Source organism: Thermomonospora echinospora (assembly GCF_900108175.1).
Taxonomy (GTDB): Bacteria; Actinomycetota; Actinomycetes; order Streptosporangiales; family Streptosporangiaceae; genus Thermomonospora; species Thermomonospora echinospora.
In genome coordinates this window covers 1-19,863 of record NZ_FNVO01000037.1, presented here as the reverse complement: position 1 = coordinate 19,863, position 19,863 = coordinate 1, and the positions used below count along the sequence as shown (strand labels likewise).

General features: G+C 72.6%; 18 protein-coding genes. 5 read left to right on the top strand and 13 right to left on the bottom strand.

Annotated features, from left to right (window positions below):
- Positions 1 to 99 precede the first annotated feature (99 nt).
- From C4U03_RS37615 to C4U03_RS37595, 5 genes are all read right to left on the bottom strand, one after another.
- The gene (locus C4U03_RS37615) at positions 100 to 855 is read right to left on the bottom strand and encodes an ANTAR domain-containing response regulator (RefSeq protein ID WP_103944599.1); all 756 of its coding nucleotides are present in this window, start codon (positions 853 to 855) and stop codon (positions 100 to 102) included.
- 128 nt (positions 856 to 983) lie between these two features.
- Positions 984 to 1,379 carry a CBS domain-containing protein gene (locus C4U03_RS37610; RefSeq protein WP_235018370.1) on the bottom strand — a complete coding sequence of 132 codons (396 nt, stop codon included), beginning with the start codon at positions 1,377 to 1,379 and terminating at the stop codon, positions 984 to 986.
- 239 nt (positions 1,380 to 1,618) lie between these two features.
- The gene (locus tag C4U03_RS37605) at positions 1,619 to 2,038 is read right to left on the bottom strand and encodes an SSI family serine proteinase inhibitor (protein ID WP_103944572.1); all 420 of its coding nucleotides are present in this window, start codon (positions 2,036 to 2,038) and stop codon (positions 1,619 to 1,621) included.
- A gap of 92 nt (positions 2,039 to 2,130) precedes the next feature.
- Entirely contained in the window at positions 2,131 to 2,703 is a 573-nt protein-coding gene (locus C4U03_RS37600; RefSeq protein WP_200827741.1) for a sigma-70 family RNA polymerase sigma factor, read from the bottom strand.
- Between the two features lie 511 nt (positions 2,704 to 3,214).
- Positions 3,215 to 6,388 (bottom strand): M14 family metallopeptidase, encoded by a 3,174-nt coding sequence (locus tag C4U03_RS37595; RefSeq protein ID WP_200827740.1) that lies wholly within the window; start codon positions 6,386 to 6,388, stop codon positions 3,215 to 3,217.
- A gap of 300 nt (positions 6,389 to 6,688) precedes the next feature.
- Between C4U03_RS37595 and C4U03_RS37590 the strand changes: the two genes are divergently transcribed.
- On the top strand, positions 6,689 to 7,558 hold the full coding sequence (locus C4U03_RS37590; protein WP_268817581.1) for a hypothetical protein: 870 nt from the start codon (positions 6,689 to 6,691) through the stop codon (positions 7,556 to 7,558).
- 712 nt (positions 7,559 to 8,270) lie between these two features.
- A complete protein-coding gene (locus C4U03_RS37585; protein ID WP_146087670.1) occupies positions 8,271 to 9,299 on the top strand; it encodes a hypothetical protein in 1,029 nt (342 codons plus the stop codon).
- Positions 9,300 to 9,420: 121 nt separating this feature from the next.
- Here the strand turns inward: C4U03_RS37585 and C4U03_RS40865 are convergent, their stop codons facing one another.
- The 6 genes from C4U03_RS40865 to C4U03_RS37555 all read right to left on the bottom strand — a co-directional run bounded on the left by C4U03_RS40865 (position 9,421) and on the right by C4U03_RS37555 (position 14,662).
- Positions 9,421 to 10,338 carry a hypothetical protein gene (locus C4U03_RS40865; protein WP_160147235.1) on the bottom strand — a complete coding sequence of 306 codons (918 nt, stop codon included), beginning with the start codon at positions 10,336 to 10,338 and terminating at the stop codon, positions 9,421 to 9,423.
- Positions 10,339 to 10,497: 159 nt separating this feature from the next.
- Entirely contained in the window at positions 10,498 to 11,856 is a 1,359-nt protein-coding gene (locus C4U03_RS37575) for a M16 family metallopeptidase (RefSeq protein ID WP_103944569.1), read from the bottom strand.
- Positions 11,853 to 13,124: a M16 family metallopeptidase gene (locus tag C4U03_RS37570; protein ID WP_103944568.1), complete on the bottom strand. Its 1,272-nt coding sequence runs from the start codon at positions 13,122 to 13,124 to the stop codon at positions 11,853 to 11,855. Before C4U03_RS37570 ends, C4U03_RS37575 begins: the two co-directional genes overlap by 4 nt.
- Positions 13,125 to 13,262: 138 nt before the next feature.
- Entirely contained in the window at positions 13,263 to 13,625 is a 363-nt protein-coding gene (locus C4U03_RS37565; RefSeq protein WP_103944567.1) for an STAS domain-containing protein, read from the bottom strand.
- A gap of 300 nt (positions 13,626 to 13,925) precedes the next feature.
- On the bottom strand, positions 13,926 to 14,144 hold the full coding sequence (locus C4U03_RS37560; protein WP_103944566.1) for a DUF2277 domain-containing protein: 219 nt from the start codon (positions 14,142 to 14,144) through the stop codon (positions 13,926 to 13,928).
- Between the two features lie 47 nt (positions 14,145 to 14,191).
- On the bottom strand, positions 14,192 to 14,662 hold the full coding sequence (locus tag C4U03_RS37555; RefSeq protein ID WP_103944565.1) for an ATP-binding protein: 471 nt from the start codon (positions 14,660 to 14,662) through the stop codon (positions 14,192 to 14,194).
- A gap of 372 nt (positions 14,663 to 15,034) precedes the next feature.
- Here C4U03_RS37555 and C4U03_RS37550 point away from each other — a divergent pair, with 372 nt between their 5' ends.
- Both C4U03_RS37550 and C4U03_RS37545 read left to right on the top strand, forming a co-directional pair.
- Complete coding sequence (locus C4U03_RS37550; protein WP_200827739.1) at positions 15,035 to 15,901, top strand: helix-turn-helix domain-containing protein; 867 nt, start codon at positions 15,035 to 15,037, stop codon at positions 15,899 to 15,901.
- Positions 15,902 to 16,144, top strand: coding sequence for a DUF397 domain-containing protein (locus C4U03_RS37545; RefSeq protein ID WP_103944564.1), 243 nt, complete (start codon positions 15,902 to 15,904; stop codon positions 16,142 to 16,144). It abuts the gene before it with no gap.
- A 272-nt stretch (positions 16,145 to 16,416) separates the two neighbouring features.
- Here C4U03_RS37545 and C4U03_RS42745 read toward each other — a convergent pair whose 3' ends face one another.
- The gene (locus C4U03_RS42745) at positions 16,417 to 18,402 is read right to left on the bottom strand and encodes a serine/threonine protein kinase (RefSeq protein ID WP_268817580.1); all 1,986 of its coding nucleotides are present in this window, start codon (positions 18,400 to 18,402) and stop codon (positions 16,417 to 16,419) included.
- A gap of 160 nt (positions 18,403 to 18,562) precedes the next feature.
- Complete coding sequence (locus tag C4U03_RS40860; protein ID WP_160147234.1) at positions 18,563 to 18,736, bottom strand: hypothetical protein; 174 nt, start codon at positions 18,734 to 18,736, stop codon at positions 18,563 to 18,565.
- A 234-nt stretch (positions 18,737 to 18,970) separates the two neighbouring features.
- Here C4U03_RS40860 and C4U03_RS37535 point away from each other — a divergent pair, with 234 nt between their 5' ends.
- The gene (locus tag C4U03_RS37535) at positions 18,971 to 19,576 is read left to right on the top strand and encodes a CGNR zinc finger domain-containing protein (RefSeq protein ID WP_200827738.1); all 606 of its coding nucleotides are present in this window, start codon (positions 18,971 to 18,973) and stop codon (positions 19,574 to 19,576) included.
- Positions 19,577 to 19,863 lie beyond the last annotated feature (287 nt).

The window sequence follows — 19,863 nt, the reverse complement described above, 5'->3', positions numbered from 1 at the left end:
GCGGGCGCCGGATCCACTGCGCGGACCGATGAGCGCAGCTTATGCCTGCCAGGGGCATGTTGCGGGTCCCGTTAAGGTGATGCCCACTACAGGCGCTGGTCAGGCCCGCTCGGCCTCGTCCCGGCCAGGCGGCGGATCGTCGGGCAGGCCCTGGCCGGAGACGATGCGCTGGGCGATGGCGGTCAGCTTGACATGGCGGGTCTGCGAGATCCGGCGCAGCTCGGCGAACGCCCGCTCGGCGTCGCAGCCCAGCGCGTGCATCAGGATGCCCTTGGCCTGGTCGACCACGGCCCGCGCCTCCACCGCCTGCTGGAGCTGGACGGCCGTGCGGTGGACGTCGTCGAACTGGTGGGTGTTGGAGACCGCCGCACCGCCCTGGGCCAGCAGCAGCGAGGCCAGCGCCTGCTGGCGGGGGTCGAGCGCCCCCGGCACCACCCCGTACACGGTCAGGGTGATCAGCACCTGGTCGTACTCGTGCACGGTGGTGGTGAAGCAGCGCACCCCGCGCCGCAGCATGGCGGCCACATGGCCGGGCCAGCGGGTCTCGGCGAGGGCGTCATCGCAGCTGACCGGGCGGCGGCTGCGCACCGCGTCGAAGATCGGCCCCTCCCCGCGGGCGAGCTGCAGGTCGACCAGCTCGGCCAGGTCGGGATGGCTGCTGGCGACAGTCAGCGGCTCGGGGGCGCCGCCCGTGCTCCAGCGCAGGCTGGTGGCGCCCGCGCAGCCGGTCACCGCTCGGGCGGCCAGCTGGGTGACCCGGTGCAGGGTCGCCACGTCGGACGACTCGCGGACCAGGCCCAGCCGGGCGATCTCGATCGCCAGCTCGTCGGTGATGACGGTGTCCGAGGTGGCCATGGGTCCCACGGTATCCACTGCGGGGCCGTCGTCCCAGTCCGGACGGGCCGGCAGGCCCGCCCGGCCGGTGCGGTGGCGGCGATCCGGCTGCGTCATCTGGTTCGCTTCCTCTCCCCGCGCACGGCCCGTCACACGTTGGGCGGGGCCTTGCTGATGTCGGCCAGCACCGGGTCGTCGCCGTGCACGATCGCCAGGTCGCCGATCGACACGATGCCGACCGTCCGGTGACCCTCCACCACCGGCAGGCGGCGGACCGCGTGCCGCCGCATCAGCGCGGCCGCGGCGGCGGTGTCGTCGTCGGGGCGTACGGTGGCCGGCCCCGCGCTGCAGATGTCGCCGACGGTGGTGACGACGGCCGACAGACCGTCGGCCACGGCCCGGACCACGATGTCCCGGTCGGTGACGATGCCGCACAACCGGCCGGCGGAGGTGACGAGAACGTCGCCGATGCCCCGGTCGCGCATGAGGCGGGCCACCTCGGCCAGGGTCGTCTCCAGGGGCACCATGATCGGTGCGGCTGACATGACTTCCCTGATCCTGGGTGGCACGGCACCCGCCTTCCTTCCGGGTGAAGGCGCCTTACCCATAGGGACCGCTCCTATGCGGGCGCTCGGCGGGGATGCCGGATTCCGGCCCGTAGACGCCCGGCCGGGCCGGGCCAGACGTCTGCGGGCCGGCCGGGTCGGGCCGGGTGTGCCGCCGGGCTGGGTGTGCCGCCGCGTCGGCCGGGCCGCCGGGCCGGGTGTCTGCGGGGCCGCGGCGTTCAGAAGCGGAAGACCGCGCCGGTGCGGGCGTCCATCACGCAGGCGTTGGGGAACGACTTGGTGAAGCTGACGGCGCGGCCCTGCCACCTGCCGGTGGCCTTGGCGGTCACCGGCCGGTACTCCATCGTGCAGATGGTCTGGCGCGGGTCGTGCAGGAAGCGGCCGTGCGAGCGGTCCAGGTCGGCGCACGCCGCGGCCGCGTGCGGATGATCCCGGCCGGCCGGGTCGCACCGCAGCGTGACGGTGCGGGCGCTGGAGACCGGCGCCCCCGGGTAGGTCACGGTCAGCTTCAGATGCGTCCCGTGCGTCCCGGCCGCGGGCCGGTCGTACCGGGACGGCGTGTCGGCCAGGACGATCCCGGCGGGCAGCAGCGCGACCAGCGCCGCGCCGGTGAGTGTGGTGGCGGCCAGATGAGGCATCGACGCTCCCGAGAACAGATGACAGTACTGTCACCTAATGTATCGAGAACATCACCCTATGTGTTGAACGCGGGGCGCCGGACCCGCCGGTGTCAGGCGGCCAGGGCGGCGTTGCGGTACCTGGCGAGGGATTCCCGCAGCTGCTTGCGGCCCCGGTGCAGGCGCGACATCACGGTGCCCAGGGGCGTGCCCATCATCTCGGCGATCTCCTTGTAGGAGTAGCCCTCCACGTCGGCGAGGTAGACCGCGTCCCGGAACTCCCGGGGCAGCGCCCGCAGGGCGGCGATGATGTCGTTGTCGGGCATGCGGTCCAGCGCCTCGGCCTCGGCGGAACGGAATCCGGCCGCCTGGGAGGCGCTGCGGGCCAGCTGCCACTCCTCGATCTCGTCCTGTCCGGCGCGCTGCGGCTCCCGCTGCTTCTTGCGGTAGGAGTTGATGAAGTTGTTGGTGAGGATGCGATGCAGCCAGGCCTTCAGGTTCGTGCCCTCTTTGAACTGGTGGAAGTTCACGTACGCCTTGGCCAGGGTCTCCTGTACCAGGTCCTCGGCATCGGCCGTGTTACGGGTCATGCGCACTGCGCTGGCGTAGAGCGGGTCGGTGTACGGAAGCACGTCGCGCTCGTATCGCACGAGATCCTCTGCGCGCGGCGTGGCGGCAGCGGCCATCATCGCTCCTGTAGGTTGACTCGTCACTGGGCGGACCCCCTCCGCCCCCTTACTGGATGGGCTCCTCGGCGTTCGTGGCGGTGGTCCACCGCGGACACCTGTATGAGAACTCGTGAACTCCCTGACGTACGTCGTTCGGATGTACGTCCTGCCCCGCCCACGGGTTCGAAACCGGCGCGCGGCCGGGGGCGGATCAAGCGCGGGAGATGTCGTCCGGCCTCGCGGGGACGGGGCCGGGCGGCGACGTGATCGGCGGGGCCGGACGGCCTCCCGGGAACGGGACGTCGCGGGCCACGTGCGATCAGGTGTGGTCGCCCATCGGTTGTGTTCTGCTCATGAAGACGCCTGGAAACGGCAAAGAGGTTGCGTGGCGTGCCTCACAATCTTGTTCAAAACCTTGTCGCGATGATCGCCGGACGGGGCGGGCACCGCCCGGAGCCGGTGCCGGACAGGCCGAAGGCCCCGGCCGGTGGAGGCGGCCGGGGCCTTCGGGGTTCGGGTGCTGCGGTGGTCAGCCGAGCAGGTACCGCAGCGCGCGGCCGACCAGCAGGTTGCGGTCGGCCTGCGTGGCGGCCTGCTCGACGCCGAAGCCGAGCAGCACCGTGTCCCTGGTCACCACCGCCGAGACGGAGTCGATCAGGGCCTGCGAGCGGACGAACTCACTGGCGTTGCCGGGGCTGCCCTCAGGTGCGCCGTTGATGGCCCACGGGCCCAGGCCCGACTCGAAGCCCTCGGCGTCCAGTTCGCCGCCGGTGGTGGTGACCCGGGTGTCGTCGATGAACACTCCGGTGCCACCGGTGAACGGGTCGGTCACGTACGCGATCGACACCTCCACCTTCTTGCCGGCGTAGGCGGACAGGTCGAAGGCCCCCGGAATCCATCCGCCGGACTCGCCGGTGAAGGAGTTCCAGCTTCCGGACGAGCCCGTGGCCGAGCAGGGGTTGCCGCCGGTGATGTAGTGCCGCAGGTGCGGGTGCATCGCCAGCAGGAAGCCCGCCGAGCACTCGGCCGGCAGGGCCGAGGAGGTCCGCCCGTTCTTGTCGGCCAGCGTCGTCCAGTCGTCGCCGCCCTCGGTGCGCGCCTCGACGATGACGTGGTCGTACCCGGTCTCGGTGCTGAAGGTCAGCTGCGCCTGCAGGGTGGGCGCCTGCGCGGCGGTGACCGAGGTCAGGTCGATCGTGCGGGTCAGCCGCCGGTAGAGGGCGTCCTGGTGCGTCCCGGCGACGTACCACTGGCCCTCGATCGGCTCGTACGGCCCGGCCGCCCCGACGTAGTCGCCGCCCTTCCAGCTGCGGAACTGCGGGAACTCGTCGGACGGCAGCACCGTGCTGGTCACCTGGAAGCCGCCGACCTCGTTGAGCGGGTTGGTGGCGGTGCCAGCCAGCCCGGCGTCCCGGCCGTCGTAGGGACGGCCCTCGCCGGTGAACCCGGTCGGGGCGCCCACCACGGCCCGGTCGTAGGCGCCGAGGTAGTACTGCACGAAGTCGTCCGACAGCAGCTCACAGTCGTCGCGGAAGCTGGAGGACAGGAAGCACGGCTGTTCCGGGTGACCCTTGAGGCCGTAGTAGATCCCGCCGCCGTTGGCGCCGCGCAGCGGGCCGAAGTAGCTGGTGGTCTCGCCGGTGTGCAGCAGCTTGCCGCCCTCGTTGAGGTAGGAGCGGACGTTGAGCACCAGATCCTTGGCGCGGTCGGCGACCTGGGAGTCGGGGAACGGCCCGACCACCGAGTTCACCGGGTCGTCCACCGCGTCCTGGGTCAGCCGGTTGTCACCGAGGTACCACACCACCGCGTCGAAGTGCCCCAGCACGCCGAGGTCGTGCGGCACGCCGTCCCGGTCGATGTCCCAGACCACCGACTTGATCTTGTTGGCCTTGATCGCGTCGACGTACTGCTGGGCGTAGCGGGGCGTGTTGGTCCCGGCCGGATAGGTCGGGTTGACGCCCTTGTAGTCCTCGTCCGCGATGACCAGCACCTCGGCGCCCTGGTCGGAGCGGACGGTGTAGGTGAAGTGCTTGCTGGCGACCTGGCCCCCGCCCTTGCCGGACCGGACGCCGGAGAACCACACCTCGACCTTGTCACCGGGCTTCTGGCCCTTCACCTTGCCGCGGTACTCGGCGAAGTAGTGGGTGCCGTCCCGGCCGAAGCGCTCGCCTCCCTTCCACTCCTGCACGTCGGTGGAGCGGGCCTTGCCGCCGTTGATCCGGTAGTGCATCCGCTTGTCGCGCAGCGACCGGCGGATCACCGACGCGGCCGTCTGGGAGGAGCCGTAGGACGTGCCGAACTCGTCGACGGCGAAGTCCGGCACGGTCCGGCCGACCGGCGAGTACGGCCTGTCCGGGGCGTGCGCCGACTTGGCGACGTCGATGGCGTAGCGGTAGTTCTTCTCCACCTCGGTCTTGATCAGCGTCTCGTCGTCGGGGAACTCGAAGACGCTGCCGCAGTCCTCCGGCTCCCAGGCGTCGTCCGGATCGGAACTGGCGGCGGAGTCACAGGTGGACATCTCCGGCGTCTGGGTCAGCGTGCCGAAGGAGTTCTCCATGTGGCCGTCGGTCTCGCCGTTGGTGGTGTAGAGCTGGGCGCCGAGCTGCGGGATGTAGCCGGGCACCGCGGGGTTGTCGGTGTCGCCCACGATGGCGGTGTGGATCAGGTCGTCCGGGCTGGGGGTGAGGGCCTGCCAGCCCACCCCGTACAGCAACAGCTGCGCGGCCGAGTGCCAGTTGATGGCGTACGTGGGCCTGACCCGCTCGTACAGCTTGATCTGGGCCTGCGTCTCCGGCTCGGAGCCGGGCGAGGCGCCGCGGTAGGTCTCGCTGGTGCGGACGTCGGAGGAGCCCTCGTTGTCGTAACCCCACTTGTAGGGGAAGTTGCGGTTGAGGTCGACGCCGTCCTGGCCGGTGATCTGTCCGTCGCCGTCGTTGTCGCGCAGGTTCTTGCGCCACAGCCGGTTGTCGTCGGTGAAGGTGTGGTCGTAGCCGTCGACGTTGACCACCGGGACGAACCACAGGTCGGTGGTGTCGACGATCCTCGTCAGCTCGGCATTGGTGCCGTAACCGTCCACATAGTGGTGCAGCAGCCGGCGGACCATCTCGGGGGTGATCCACTCGCGGGCGTGCTGGGTGGCCTGGTAGACCACGGCCGGGCGCTGCCGGTCCTTGAGCTTGGCGACGCCCTTGCTGACCCGGACGGCGGTGATCGGCTTGCCCTGGAGGCTGCGGCCGATGTCGACCGTCTTGGCGATGTCCGGGTGGTCCTTGGCGACCTGGAGCAGTTCCTCGCGGATGTTGCCCTCGCCGCTGTAGGGGCGGAAGACCTTCTCCTGGGCGGCGGCCGAACGCTGCGCGGCCGTCTTGCCCTCGATCTTCTTGAGCGTCAGCTTGACCCCGCGCTTGGCCAACTCGCGGGCCTGGACGCCGGTGATGGTGAGCTCGACGCGGATCCGCGCGTCGCGGGCGTTGCCGCGGGCGCCCTTGGTGACGACCACGTCGGCGTGGTCGATCCCGGCGGTCTGCAGCGCCTTGAGCTGCTCATTGCCGAGGTCGCCGGTGTAGACGTCCACGCGCTGCAAGGCGGCGTCGGCCGGTTTGGGGGACGCCTGGGCCGGGGTGGCGGCGAGTGCTCCGGTCAGGAGCGCCGCCACGGCGACCATGGACAGGGGGGTTCGTTTCCGGAAGTGTCTGCGCATCATCGCGCCTCCAGCGGAGGGTCGTCGGGGCGGCGGGGGGCGGGGCGATCGTCCGTCCGGGCCGGATGTGTGTCAATGCGTGACAAGCGGCTTTTGCCGCTTGTGGTCAGGGTGTTGCAATCGCGGCATGAGTGACCGGTTGTAACGCACGCGTTCTGGGGTCACGCGGGCGGAAGAGTGCGCTGTACGCGGTTGGAAGATTTTTGTCGCCTTTACGACAGATTCTTTCTAAGATCCTTTTTGTTGTTGATCGGTAGGGTCTGTCCCATTGACGACGCGGGTTCGGGGGATCAGTTGGGCGAGGTGCTGACGCTGCCGGTGCCGGAGATGGTGCACGGCACGTACGCCGTGGCGGCCGGGGCGCCGCCGGGCGATCCGATGGAGCTGGCCCGCGAGCAGGTGACGCGGCGGGTCCCGGCACCGCTGCGGGAGCTGGCGCTGGGCATGCTCGGCAGCCCGCTGCTCACCCTCGACCTGCGGCCCGCCGGCAAGTTCCCGCCGCTGCCGACCGACCTGCTGGCCGCGTTCGGCGCGTCCTCCGGGCAGGTCGCCGAGGTGTCCGCCGCCACCCATGTGTGCGCGGTCCGCGCGGCCTACCAGCCGGGCTGGCCGCCCGCGCACGAGTGGGCGGCCCGCGCGGTCGCCGGTGCGCTGGGCGCCGCCCTGGACGCCCCGGTGGTGGACGTCTTCACCCCGCAGGTGCTCGACCCGGACCGGCTGTGGCGCTCGCTGCCCGACGAACGCGGGCACACCCGGCTGGTCGACTGGATGCTGCTGGCGCATACCGAGGGCCCGGCCGGCTTCTGGTTCAACACCAAGGGGCTGGCCCGCTTCGGGCTGCCGGAACTGCATGCCGAGGACGTTCCGGCCGACCTGGTGGAGCCTTGCGGGCAACTGCTCAACGGGCTGGCCCGCAGGCTGCTGGACCTGTGGGTCGAGGAGCTGCGCGCCGGGCAGCGCTCGGCCTTCGCGGAACTGCCCGAAACCGTGCCGATCGGCCCGGCCGACGTGGCCGCCGCGCACGGCGCCCCAGACCCCCGGGAGACGCGCCGCGACGTGCGGGTACGGCTACGGCTTGACACCACCGAGTCCCAGGCCCTGCTCACCGTGCTACCGCCCGGCCCGGACGCCGCCGACGGCGTGGCGGGCCTGTGCACCCGCCTGTTCGGCTGAACCGACTTGCCACGGACGGCCGGTGGGACCGACGATCGACCCCATGAGTATGGGCGCCTCCCCGACCCCGGAACGACCCGAGCCGGCCTCCGCCGCGGACCAGCCCGCGGCGGCCACGCCACCGGGTACCCCGACGGCGCCACCGCCGACCGCGCCCACAGAGCCGGCCCCGGCCACGCCTGCGACGCCTCAGGACACCGCACCGGCAACGCCGGACGCATCGCCGACACCACCATCGGGCGCTACGGCGACCCCGCCGGACGCGCCGTCAGCGCCCCTCCCTGAAGCCGCTGGGTCGCCGTCACCGGATGTGTCTGCGGGGTCGGGACCGGATGCGTCGCCGACACCACCATCGGGTGCGTCTGTGCCGTCTGCGGACGCCGCGGCGACGTCGCCGGATGTGCCGTCAGCGTCCCTGCCTGAGGCCGCTGGGTCGCCGTCACCGGATGCGTCTGCGGGGTCAGGGTCGGGTGCGTCTGCGTCGTCTGCGGATGCTGCGGCGACGTCGCCGGGTACGTCAGAGGGGTCAGGGCCGGGTGCGCCTGCGGCGTCGGTGCCGGGCGTGTCCGGGAGGCCATCGGACGCGGCGGCGTCACCGGATGTGCTTGTGGCGAGGGCGCCGGATGGGCCCCCGGCGTCCCCGGCCGGCTCTGCTGTGGCGTCAGGATCGGACGTGTCCGGGACGTCGTCGGACGCGGCAGGTGCGTCTGCGGTGGCGTCGGGTGGGTCGGAAGGCGAGGCGTCCCAGGACTGGGCGCCGGTGGTCGATGATCCGCAGGCTGCCGCGGCCGAGCGGGTGGTGTCGGTCGGGCGGCATGCCAAGCCTGCCGAGGACGCGCAGGAGCCGGTCCCCGAAGGGCGCCGGGTGTACTCGCCGGCGCACGGGCTGTCCGCCGAGCCGACCGCGGCCACCCCGGCGCAGGTGACACCGCTGGAGGAGGCGGGGCCCGATCCGCTGCTGCCCGGAGAGTTCGTCCGCTCGTACGCGGCCACCGTGACATGGAAGGCCATGCTGGTCGTCGCCGACGGCGCGTTCCCGGGGCTGGGCGTCACCGGGACGCTGACCCGGCGGATGGACGAGCTGCTCGGCGCCGCGTTCCTGCCTGCCGGAGGCGACGGCGGCGCGCCCTTCCCGGTGTGGCCGGACGACTCCGGCCTCGCCCTCGACCTGAGCGTCCACTTCGCCGGCGCCGGTGTGCGCGGCCTCGGCGGGGGCACCGCGAGCCGTTCCGCCGAGCCCGGATGGACGGCGCTGGGCGTGGGGCCGGGCAGCGGCCGGGGCGCCCCGGCTGGGTTCCGGCAGCGTCACCACGGTGTCCTGGTGATCGACACGCTCAACCCGCAGTCGCTGTACCGGCCGTTCGGCGGCCCGATCCAGCCCGACCACGAGCCCGCCGACCGGTCCGGTCCCGCCGACGCGGCGGACGGCCCCGACGCCGGGGTGGTGATCGTCGCCGACCTGCGCGGGGCCGGGACGCGGGTGGTCAACGCCGGCTCGCTGTGGCGGCATGCGTGCCGGACCGTGACGTCGGCCCTGTACGACCCGGCCCGGCCCGAATCCTGGGCGCAGACCCGTGAGGAGCTGCGCTCGCTGCGCCATGTCGCCTATATCGACCCGGCGCTCGGCCTCGGCCTGGTCGTCTACGTGGACGCCGCCCGCCGCCCCTGGTGCCCGCTGGGCTTCGTGATCGAGGAGGACACGGTCACCACCCAGGCGAACGCCCGCATGCTCTGGCCCTGACCGGCCACCCGAGCCACCCGGCTCGTACCGAGCCGTCTGAGCCACCCGGCTCGTACTGGGCCACCCGGCTCGTACCGAGTGGCCCCGGGCGGCGGGACGGGGAAGGGTCGTCGGAGGCGGCTCAGCCGGTGAGCGGGAAGCGGGCGGGGTCCCAGCGGACCGTGGTGGCGTGGCCGTCGAGGCGGGCGGCCAGTTCGACCGGGTCGGCCCCGCCGGGGTCCTCGCCGAGGATCCCGCAGACCAGCGTGCCGCGGATGCGGACGGCGGTGAACGCGCCGATCCGTACGACCCCGGTGCCGCGCAGCCCGGCCAGCTCGGTCAGCAGTGCGTTCAGCGGCGCCGGGTCGCCGGGCTCGCGCAGCGACCGCGCCTGCGCCACCAGCCGGGCGGCGACCTCGTCGGGGTCTCCTCCGGACAGCAGGTAGCCGGTCCACCAGGGGCTGCCCGCGGCGGGCTCCTTGGCCCGCACGCGCAGGCCGGAATCGGCCACACAGCGCTCATAGGCGAGAGTGAGCACCGGCTCCAGCGCGGCCTCCTCGGCGAACAGCAGGCCCCGCACGGCGCCGTCCTCGCGCTCCAGCCGGTCGATCATCTCCCGGTACAGGGTGCCGACCGTCTGCTCCAGCGCGTCCAGCGAGGCCGCGCGGGCGGCCTCGGCGTCGCGGGCGACGCCCACCTGGTGCTCCAGGGCGGCCAGCCGGGCCGTGAGCTCCCCGAGTTCGCGCTCCAGCCGGCGGATGAGCGCCGCCGAGACCGCCGCCGCGGCGGTCGCCTTGGCCGGGGCCGGCCGCGGCGGCTGCGGCGCCGTCCCGCGCGTCAGCGGCCCCGCCGCCGGCGGCCCCTCGGCCTCGGGAACGGGCTCGGGCTCCTCCGCCCCGGACTGCGGCGGGGGATCGTCGAGCCGCCGGCTGAGCTCGGCCACCTGGTCACGCAGGTACACGATCTCCGCCTGGGCCTGCGGAAGCCTGCGATCGAAGGCCAGGTACAACTCCCGCCCGGCCACGGCCAGGCAGAGCAGGATCACGATCCAGGTGGTCATACCGCTCCTCCCGCTCCTCGGGACATGGCCGCGACACGACCCTAACCACCTGCCACGACCGTATCGCGGTGATCGCGCGGCGGGCCCCGGCGTGTCCCGGTGTTCCGGCGCCCCGATCCGGGGCCGAGAGCGCCCTCCCGGCCCCGGACAGGACGACGATCAGCCCTCGACGACGGTCACGGAACCCTGCCCGAGATCCTCCAGCGGGCCCCGGATCTTGCCGGCGTCGCCCACGACCACCACGGTGAGGGCGTCCTGGGAGACGTGCTCGGCGTAGGCGCGGACGATCCGCTCGGGCGTCACCGCCCGCAGCTCGTCAAGGTAACGGCGCGGATAGTCGACGCCCAGCCCGGAGGCCGCCGCGTCGGCCAGCTCGGAGGCCACCGCGCGGGAGGTCTCGTAGTCGGCGGGCGCCCGGTCGGCCAGCGCGCTCACCGAGGCCCGGCACTCGCCGTCGCCCACCCCGTCCAGCACGCTGCGCAGCGCGCCCAGCGCGTCGGTCACCGCGTCGGCGGTGACCTCGGTGTGCACCGCGCCCTGCGCGATGAACACCCCGCAGTGCCGCATCCGCAGCAGGCCCGCGCGCATCCCGTAGGTGTAGCCCTTCTCCTCGCGCAGCAGCGCGTTCAGCCGGGACGTCAGCCCGCCGCCCAGCACGTGGCAGGCCACCGTCAGCGTCGGCCAGTCGGGATGGGCCCGGCCCGGCACGCCGTGGCCGATCGCCAGGTAGCTCTGCACCGACCCCGGCCGGTCGACGACCACCAGCCGCGGCCCCGGCGTGGGCGGCGTGGTGTCGGGCGCCGGCAGCGGCGCGGCGGTGGTCCGCCAGCCGCCGAACGCCGAGGTCAGCAGATCCTCGGCGGCCACTCCGGTCAGGTCGCCGGCGATCACCGCGGTGGCCTCGGCGGGGGAGGCGGCGGCGAAGAACGCGCGTACGTCGGCACCGGTCAGCCGCTCGACCGAGTCCGGCGAGCCGCCGGTGGGCCGGGCCGGGCGGCTGTGGTCCGGGAACAGCCGGGCGCGCAGCTCCCGCATGGCCCGCGAGCCCGGGTCGGCGTCCTCCTGCGCGATCTCCTCCAGCCGCTCGCGCACCAGCCGCCGTACGTCGGAGTCGGCCAGCGCCGGGCCGCCGAGCACCTCGGCCAGCAGTTCCAGTGCCTCGCCCAGCCGGGTCACCGGGGCGTCCAGCCACACGCGCAGCGCGGTCAGGTCGGCGAAGGCGTGCAGGCTGGCGCCGATCCGCTCGAAGTGGGCGGCCAGCCTGGTGCCGCCGCCGGGCTCGGTGCCCTCCAGCAGCGCGCGGGAGGTCAGGGTGGCGACCCCGTCCAGCCCGTCGGGCTCGCGGCCGGCCCCGGCGTCCAGCACCAGCCGGACGGCCGCCAGCCGCCGTCCCGGCAGGTCGCAGCGCAGGGTGGCGGGGCCGCCGGGGATCTGCCCCTCGGTGCCGGTGGGGAACGCCCACGGCGGGATCGGGCCGGGCACCGGACGCGCCGGGAAGTCCGGGATCAGCGTGGTCATTTGGCGCCTCCGTAGCTGAGAGCGGTGCGGGTGCCGGGGGCCAGCCAGCGCCGTGCCGCGTCCTTGATCTCCGCGCCGGTGACCGCGGCGGCCCGCGCGGCGGAGGTGAACACCCGCGCCGGGTCGTCGAACTGGGTGGCGTTGGCCGACAGCGCGTTGGCCAGCCCGGTCACCGTCTCGGTGCGCTCCAGCAGGCCCCGCTCGGCCTGTGCGGTCGCCCGCGCGGTCTCGTCCTCGGTGGGGCCGTCGGCGGCGAAGGCGGCCAGTTCCTCGTCCAGCACCTCGGCGATCTTGGCGGGGTCCGGCCCGATCGCCTCCACGATGGCCAGCGACGGGCCGCCGACCAGCCGGGTCACCCCGGTCCACACCTCGGTGGCGATCTGGTCGCGGCGCACCATCCGGTCGTAGAGCCGGGAGCCGGAGCCGCCGCCGAGGATCTCGGCGGCCAGTTCGGCGGCCTCGATCGCGTGCCCGCCGTCGGGGGGCAGCGGCAGCATCGCGAAGTAGGCCGGGGAGGGCACCTCCTCGTCCACCTCCTCCAGGATCACCCCGGCCAGTGGGGCCACCTCGCCGGGCCGGGCGGGCGGCGCGGCGGGCCCGGCCGGGATGCCGCCGAAGCAGCGCTCGGCCATCGCGATCGCCGCCTGCGGGTCCACGTCCCCGACGATGGACAGCACCGCGTTGCCGGGGGCGTACCAGGTGCGGAAGAACTCGACGCAGTCCTCGATGGTGGTCGCGTTCAGGTCCTCCATCGAGCCGATGGGGGTGTGCGCGTAGGGGTGGCCGGGCGGGAAGGTCAGCCGGCACAGGCGCTCGAAGGCGGTGCCGTACGGCTGGTTGTCGTAGCGCTGGCGGCGCTCGTTCTTGACCACGTCGCGCTGGTTGTCCAGGTTCTCCTGGGTGAGCGCGGCCGGCAGGGTGCCCATCCGGTCGGCCTCCAGCCACAGGGCCAGCTCCAGGTGGCTCACCGGGACGGTCTCGTAGTAGTTGGTGCGCTCGAACGAGGTGCTGGCGTTGAACGTGGCGCCGGCGCTCTCCATCAGCGCGGCGTGCTCGCCCTCGGCGACGTTGGCCGAGCCCTGGAACATCAGGTGCTCGAAGAGGTGTGCCAGCCCGGTGCGGCTCTTGCCGTCCACCCCGGTCTGCTCGTGCCGCGAACCCACCCCGTACCAGATGTTCACGGCGGCCAGCGGCACGACATGGTCCTCGCAGACCACCACGCGCAGCCCATTGCCGAGCGTGTGCTCATGCAGCGGCTGTTCAGCCACGAAACGCTCCCGTCCCGTCGATGCCCGCGACCGGAGGTGGCCGCGGCACGGCGTTCGCCTGATCTAGCGCCTGATCTAGGCTCACCGTACCCGGACCCGAGCGTCCCGTGGCCGTGCCGGGACGTGTGAAGGGGCCGGTCAGGAACCGGCCCGGCTGTCCTCCCGCTCGGCGGCGAGGGCCTCCTCCAGGGTGTCGTGGAGGACGAAGATCTTGGTGAGCTGGGTGACGTGGAACACCCGGCGCACCCGTTCGTTGGCGCCCACGAACGCCATGGAGCCGTTGCGGGCGCGCAGCCGGTGGTAGATGCCGACCAGCACGCCGAGGCCGGTGGAGTCCAGGAAGGTGACGTCACCGAGGTCCACCACCAGGCGCAGGGGGCCCTTCTCGATGACGTCGAGCAGCATCTCGCGAAGCCGGGGGCTGCTGAAGACGTCGATCTCCCCGGAGACCTTGACGATGTTGACACCCTGCTCGACGTGTTGATCGACCGCGAATTCCACGGATACTCCTGTGCTTTCGGTGCGCCGGGAGGGTCGGGGCCTTCCGGCGGGGGGTGTTTCGGCCGGTGCGGTAGCTGTCCATACCCATACGGTCGGGGGTTATCCGGCGGCCCGATTCATCGGAGCCCCCGAGGGCGGAGGCCCCCTGTTTCGGGGGGTCGATCAGTGGAACGCCCGCGTACCCACGGGGAGGCGGGGCCGAACACCGCGGCAACCGGTAGGACCCCGGAACGCTCGCGTACCCGCGGGCAGGCGGAGGCCCCTGGTCGTGGGGCCGCTGCCTTCGGAAGGGGGAGAAGGTCAGCCGGTGGGACGCCCGCGTACCTGTAGGGAGGCGAGCAGGTCGGCGGTGGCCGCCGCGACCTGGGCGACGGCGCGGTCGAACGCCTCGGCGTTGTGCGCGGCCGGGGCGCGGAAGCCGGACACCTTGCGGACGTACTGCAGGGCGGCGGCGTGGATGTCGGCGTCGGTGGTCTCGTCCTGGAAGGGCGGTCGGAGTGTCTTGATGCTGCGGCACATGCCGCGATTCTTCCTCCACCCTCCGACAGTGTTCCGTCCGGCGGCCGTCAGGGGTGCCGGAACAGCGCCCAGACGATCTTGCCTGCGGTCATCGGCCGCCAGCCCCAGCAGTGGGTGAAGGAGTCGACCAGGTGCAGGCCGCGGCCGGTCTCGGCGATGTAGTCGGGCTCCTTGCGCCGGGGAGCCTCCTGGCCTCCGTCGAGGATGCCCGCCAGCAGCCAGGGTGTCTGGTGGACCCGGCCGTGGAGCAGGCGGAGCCGTATCGCGTCGTCGCAGCCGGGCACGGAGGACGCCAGGGGAGATAGGGGAGCCGGCGGCCCCGACGGAAAGTGGGGGTGGGTCGGGACGCCGTGCCGCAGGGCGTTGGTGACCAGTTCGGTGACGACCAGCGCGACGTCGTCGGTGAGCCCGCCCAGATCCCAGCCACCGAGCATGGAGGTGGTGAAGTGCCGTGCCGCGGTGACGGCCTCCGGGTCGGGGCGGACGATGTAGGTGACCGTGCCCTCGGTCCCGTCCATCAGCAGGCGTAGTCCCCGTTCGAGCGCGGGGGGCAGATCCCGGGACTCCGGTATCGGGGCCGCTGCCGCGCTGTGCTCCCGGTTTTCGGCAGGCTCGTAACCGGCCGAAACGACAGGAGCCCAGCCCCACCGCGGCTCGTCGCGTGTGTGGCGTGACGTCATCCCCAGACCCCGCAGAGTGATCTCGTGGTGTAGCCATGGCTCGGAAGTCCCGTGCGTTATCCTGCGCATCGTAGCGTGCGAATGCAAGGCCCAATGCACGTGCATTCAGATCGTGCGGCGTGGGCCGGTCCAAGATCGGAGGGAGCACCCGGAGACAGCACGGGAGTGGCACACTTAGTGCGCTGTCCGCCATCTAGCGGGAGGTTGGGCGTGACTCCGGAGACGCCGGGAGCCGGTTCGACGGTCCGTCGGATCCTGCTCGGCTCGCAGCTGCGCCGCCTGCGCGAGCGCAAGGGCGTGAGCCGGCAGGAGGCGGGGTATGTCATCCGTGCGTCGGAGTCCAAGATCAGCCGCCTTGAGCTGGGGCGGGTCAGTTTCAAAGAGCGAGACGTGGCCGACCTGCTCACGCTGTACGACGTCACCGACGAAGCGGAGCGGGAGGCGCTGTTGCAGCTGGCGCGGGACGCCAAAACCCCGGGATGGTGGCACCGTTACAACGAGGTGCTGCCCAAGTGGTTCCAGGCCTATGTCGGCCTGGAGGAGGCCGCCGCGCTGATCCGGACCTACGAGTGCCAGTTCGTGCCGGGGCTGCTGCAGTCGGAGGAGTACGCGCGGGCGGTGATCCGGCTGGGCAACGCGGGCGCCACCGAGGACGAGATCGAAGATCGTGTCACGGTGCGCATGCAGCGCGCCCAGCGGCTGACCGCCCCTCACGCCCCCCGGCTGTGGGCGGTGCTGGACGAGGCGGCGCTCAAACGGCAGATCGGCGGGCCCGAGGTGATGCGGAGCCAGTTCGAACATCTCATTGCGATGTCGAAACTGCCCAACGTCACCATCCAGGTGATGCCGTTCCGGTTCGGCGGTCACGCCGCCGAGGGCGGGGCGTTTTCCATCCTGCGGTTTCCCGAGCCGGACCTGCCGGACGTGGTGTACGTCGAGAACCTTGTCGGAGCCCTCTATCTGGACAAACGCGATGACGTCGACAACTACCTGCAGGCGATGGAACGCCTGTGCGTCGACAGCGAGACTCCGGAGCGCACCGTCGAGATGCTCGGCGACCTTCTCAGGAAGACATAGATGCTCAAGACCTACAACGGAATGCCTGCCGCCGAGCTGCACGGTGCCCGGTGGCAGAAGTCCCGGCGCAGCAACTCCCAGGGCAACTGCGTCGAGATGGCAGAGCTCCCCGGCGGGAGCGTGGCGATGCGCAACAGCCGGCACCCCGAGGGCCCGGCGCTCATCTACACGCGACCGGAGATCGAGGCTCTCATCCTTGGTGCCAAGGACGGCGACTTCGATCACCTGATCGGCTCCAACTAGCAGCCGATCCCTCCGATACCGGACCCCGCCGCATAATTGCGGCGGGGTTTTTCGTCGTCCGGCGCGGCACCGACGCGGCATGTGCGGTGCCGGCCGTTCCCCGACCCGGCATCAGGGCGGGGGCGGCATGTGCGGTGCAGGCCCTTCCTCGACCCGGCATCGGGGCAGACGCGGTATGTGCGGTGCCGGTCGTTCCCTGGCCCGGCATCGGCGTGGACGCCAGGCGGTTCGGTGCTGCCGGTCGCTCGTGCCCCGGTCCGGGTGTTCCGAGGTCAGCCGCAGTTGCCCCAGGACGCGCTGCCGCTGCCGGCGGGGGTGCCGCCGGAGTAGCGCACGCACTGGCCCTTGGCGTAGACGAACACCGGGCCGGCGTAGTACTGGAAGGAGCCGCTGTCGCTGTCGGAGCTGCCGCTCCGGCTCTCGATCTTGGCCCAGACGCTGGTGGACTTGCCGACGTCCCTGGTCTTGATGGTGACCGCGCAGTTGTAGCCCGAGCTGTTGTAGAGCTGGTAGGCGATGCCGCCGGCGAACGTCGTGGACCGCTGGACGTAGTAGCCGCCGCCGTGGCCGCCGGAGTCGCAGACCGCCTGCGGGCTGTACGGGTTCGAGGGCTCGGGCGTGGAGTCGTCGCCGCCGCGGCCCGAGCCGCCGGCGTCCGTGTCGCCCCCGCCGCCGGGCCTGTTGGCACGGGGCTTCTCACCGGCCGGGGAGCTCTGGCCGGTCTTCGGCTTCGTGGAGTTCCCCGGCCTGCCGGAGGGGGACGTGCCGGGGGTACGGTGCCCGTTCGGTGCCGCGCCAGCCGCTCCTGCCGAGCCGGCCGTGCCGGCCGCGCCGCTGGGCGCGGCCGTGCCGCCCCCGGGCCCGCCGGGGACCACCGCGGCCGCGCCGGTGTTCGCCTCGGCCTCGCCCTCACCGCCGGAACGGGCGACCATCCACACCGAGCCGCCGACCAGCATCACTGCGATGGCCACGGCCGCCACCGCGGGCACGAGCAGCCCACGCCGGGACCGCTTCGCAGACGGCGGACCCGCCGGACCCGCCGATCCGATCGGCCCTGTGGGACCACCCGGCCCTGTGGGACCACCCGGCCTCGTGAGGCCTCCCGGTCCTGCGGAGCCCATCGGGCTTGCGGAGCCCGCCGGTCCTGCCGATCCCGCAGGGCTCACCGCCCCTGCCGACCTCGCCGGGCCTTTCGGTCCTGCGGTCCTCGCCGTTCCTGCGGCGTCTGCCGGCCTGCTCGGGCCTGTGGCGCCCGCCGGGCCGTACGCGGGGCCGGGCGGTGATCCGAAGGGCGTGACGCCGCTCGGGTGCTGGGCGTGCCGAGGCGGTGGAGGGTATCCCCCTCCGATGGAGGAGGCCTGTGGGCCGCTCGCGCCATCGGCGGGATCGGTGTGCGTGATGGCGGGTGGCTGAGGGATGGGGCCGGGGACGGTGTCCGCGCCGACCAGGCGTTCCTGGGCCTGCCGTGCGCTGGGCCGCAGCGCCGGGTCCTTGGCCAGGCAGGCGGCGACCACTGCGCGCAGCGGCTCGGGCAGGTCGCCGAGGTCCGGCTCGGCGGTGAGGATGCGGTGCATCACCGCGCCCATCTCGTCATTGCCGAACGCCGGATGACCGGTTGCCGCGAACACCATGGTGGTGGCCCAGGCGAACATGTCGGCGGCGGGTCCGACCGGGCCGCCGTTGAAGTGCTCGGGGGACATGTAGGCGGGGGTCCCGACGTTCTGGGTCTCCCCGCCGCCGAGCGCCCGCGCCACCCCGAAGTCGATCACCCGGGGGCCGTCCGGTCCCAGCATGACGTTGTGCGGCTTGAAGTCGCGGTGCACGATGCCCGCCTGGTGGATGGCGGTCAGTGCGGTCAGCGTGCTGATGGCCAGCCGTTCCAGCGCGCCGCCGGTGCGCGGCCCGCTCTCGGTGACCATCTTGTACAGGGAACTGCCGGGGACGTACTCGCTGACGATGTAGGGCTGTTCGCCGTCCACGTCGGAGTCCAGGATCTGCGCGGTGCAGAAGCGGGCGACCCGCTTGGCGACCTCGAGTTCGCGGGCGAACCGTCCCCGGGCGGCCGGGTCGGCGGTCAACCCCGCGTGCAGCAGCTTGATCGCGACGAACTCCGCGGACGCCGCCGGGCCGAGGGGACGGCCGAGGAAGACCGAGCCCTGGCCGCCCTCGCCCAGCCGGCCGAGGATCTCGTAGGCGCCCAGGCGGGCGGGATCCCCCGCGCGCAGCGGATGGGCATCGGGCATGGTCCTGTCCGTCACGCTGCTCTCTTTCGTCACATCAGGCTCAAGGGCATCACATGTGAGTCGTACCAGCCTATTTGCCTTGACGAAGCGCCTGGGCCGCGGTGCCGGGGAGGGCGCGGGCAAGAACCGGCCGGGCGACCGTCGCCGCGGTCGCCCGGCCGGTGCGGATTCGTGGTCAGGCCGTCTCGGACTCGGTGCACTCGACGCTCGGCTCGTCCCGGCCGGGCGGCCCCTCGGCGGCGAGGCCGCGTTCCAGATGGGCGGCTACGGCGAGGGCACGCAGCGAGGTGGACCTGATCGGGCGCCGGTCGTCACCGGACTTGGGGCGTGGAATACTACTCGTGGTCATCGAGTGCCTCCCTGTGATCGTGGGGGCCGCTTCGATCGGCCTCGCCTGGCTGGTGGAACGTCCAAGATCGCCGAGTTATTCCGTCCATACGGGATCTTCGTACGATCTTGGTCGCGGGGTCGCGATGCTGTGCTCAGGCTTCCCGGAAATCACGCGGCCATGCCTGCGCATGGACCGCTTCAATCCGCCTGTCGGGGGCGGGGCCGCTCAAGAGGGCTGCCACCATTGGTCTTCGTGGATCCCGACAGCCTGGAGAGCGGAGGCGCCCCGACGCTGGGCGAACCCCTGGCCGTGGAGTTCGGCAACACCCGGTACGCGGTGCGCGGCAACCCTCAGGAGGGCCTGGCCAAGCCGGAACACCTAGCCGCCTGGCTGCGCGACTACGCGGGCGCCTTCGTCCCCGGCGCGGCCGACGCCGCCGTCACCGCGCTCGCCCCTGACGACCTCGGCCGCTTCCTCCGGCTGCGCGACGTCGTCCGGGACTGCACCCGCGCGATCGTCAACGGCCACCACCCGTCCGCGGCACTGATCGACGAGCTCAACGCGGCGTCGGCGCTGGCCCCCGCCTGGCCCCGCCTGGAACCCTCCGGCGACGACCTCACCGTCACGGCCATGACCTCCGCGAACCCGGTGGACGCCGTGCTCGGCACCATCGCCCGCTCTGCCATCGAGATCTTTGGCGGCCCTAACCGCACCGCGCTACGGGCCTGCGGCGGCCCCGGCTGCATCCTGTTCTTCGTCAAGAACCACCCGCGCCGCGAATGGTGCTCCCCCGGATGTGGCAACCGCGCCCGGGTGGCCCGCCACTACGACCGCCACCGCACCACCAGGTCCCGCTGACCTCACCCGACGGGCTTTTCACCGTCCACCGTCTCCCGACCGCCCGGACCGGCCTCTCCCCGCTCCGCAGACGCCCCCGGCGCCACCCCCGGCCCGGCCACGACGCCCATCGGCCGGGTGGCGTCCCCCGGACCGGAAACAGCCCGCGTACCCGCCGAGCCGCCGTCCACCACCGCCGAGCCCTCTCCCGACGCCTCAACGGACCGGACACCACCCGAACGGACGGCGTCATCCGTCTCAGGCTCAGTCCGTTCGCCCGGGTGCTCTGTCGCAGAGCTGTCCCCTGG

Bases quoted from the DNA above. Each gene is read 5' to 3' on its own strand.
- C4U03_RS37610 (WP_235018370.1), bottom strand. From the start codon at position 1,379: ATGTCAGCCGCACCGATCATGGTGCCCCTGGAGACGACCCTGGCCGAG.
- C4U03_RS37605 (WP_103944572.1), bottom strand. From the start codon at position 2,038: ATGCCTCATCTGGCCGCCACCACACTCACCGGCGCGGCGCTGGTCGCG.
- C4U03_RS40865 (WP_160147235.1), bottom strand. From the start codon at position 10,338: ATGACCACCTGGATCGTGATCCTGCTCTGCCTGGCCGTGGCCGGGCGG.
- C4U03_RS37560 (WP_103944566.1), bottom strand. From the start codon at position 14,144: ATGTGCCGCAGCATCAAGACACTCCGACCGCCCTTCCAGGACGAGACC.
- C4U03_RS37615 (WP_103944599.1), bottom strand. From the start codon at position 855: ATGGCCACCTCGGACACCGTCATCACCGACGAGCTGGCGATCGAGATC.
- C4U03_RS37600 (WP_200827741.1), bottom strand. From the start codon at position 2,703: ATGGCCGCTGCCGCCACGCCGCGCGCAGAGGATCTCGTGCGATACGAG.
- C4U03_RS37575 (WP_103944569.1), bottom strand. From the start codon at position 11,856: ATGACCACGCTGATCCCGGACTTCCCGGCGCGTCCGGTGCCCGGCCCG.
- C4U03_RS37595 (WP_200827740.1), bottom strand. From the start codon at position 6,388: ATGATGCGCAGACACTTCCGGAAACGAACCCCCCTGTCCATGGTCGCC.
- C4U03_RS37545 (WP_103944564.1), top strand. From the start codon at position 15,902: ATGCTCAAGACCTACAACGGAATGCCTGCCGCCGAGCTGCACGGTGCC.
- C4U03_RS40860 (WP_160147234.1), bottom strand. From the start codon at position 18,736: ATGACCACGAGTAGTATTCCACGCCCCAAGTCCGGTGACGACCGGCGC.
- C4U03_RS37555 (WP_103944565.1), bottom strand. From the start codon at position 14,662: ATGGACGGGACCGAGGGCACGGTCACCTACATCGTCCGCCCCGACCCG.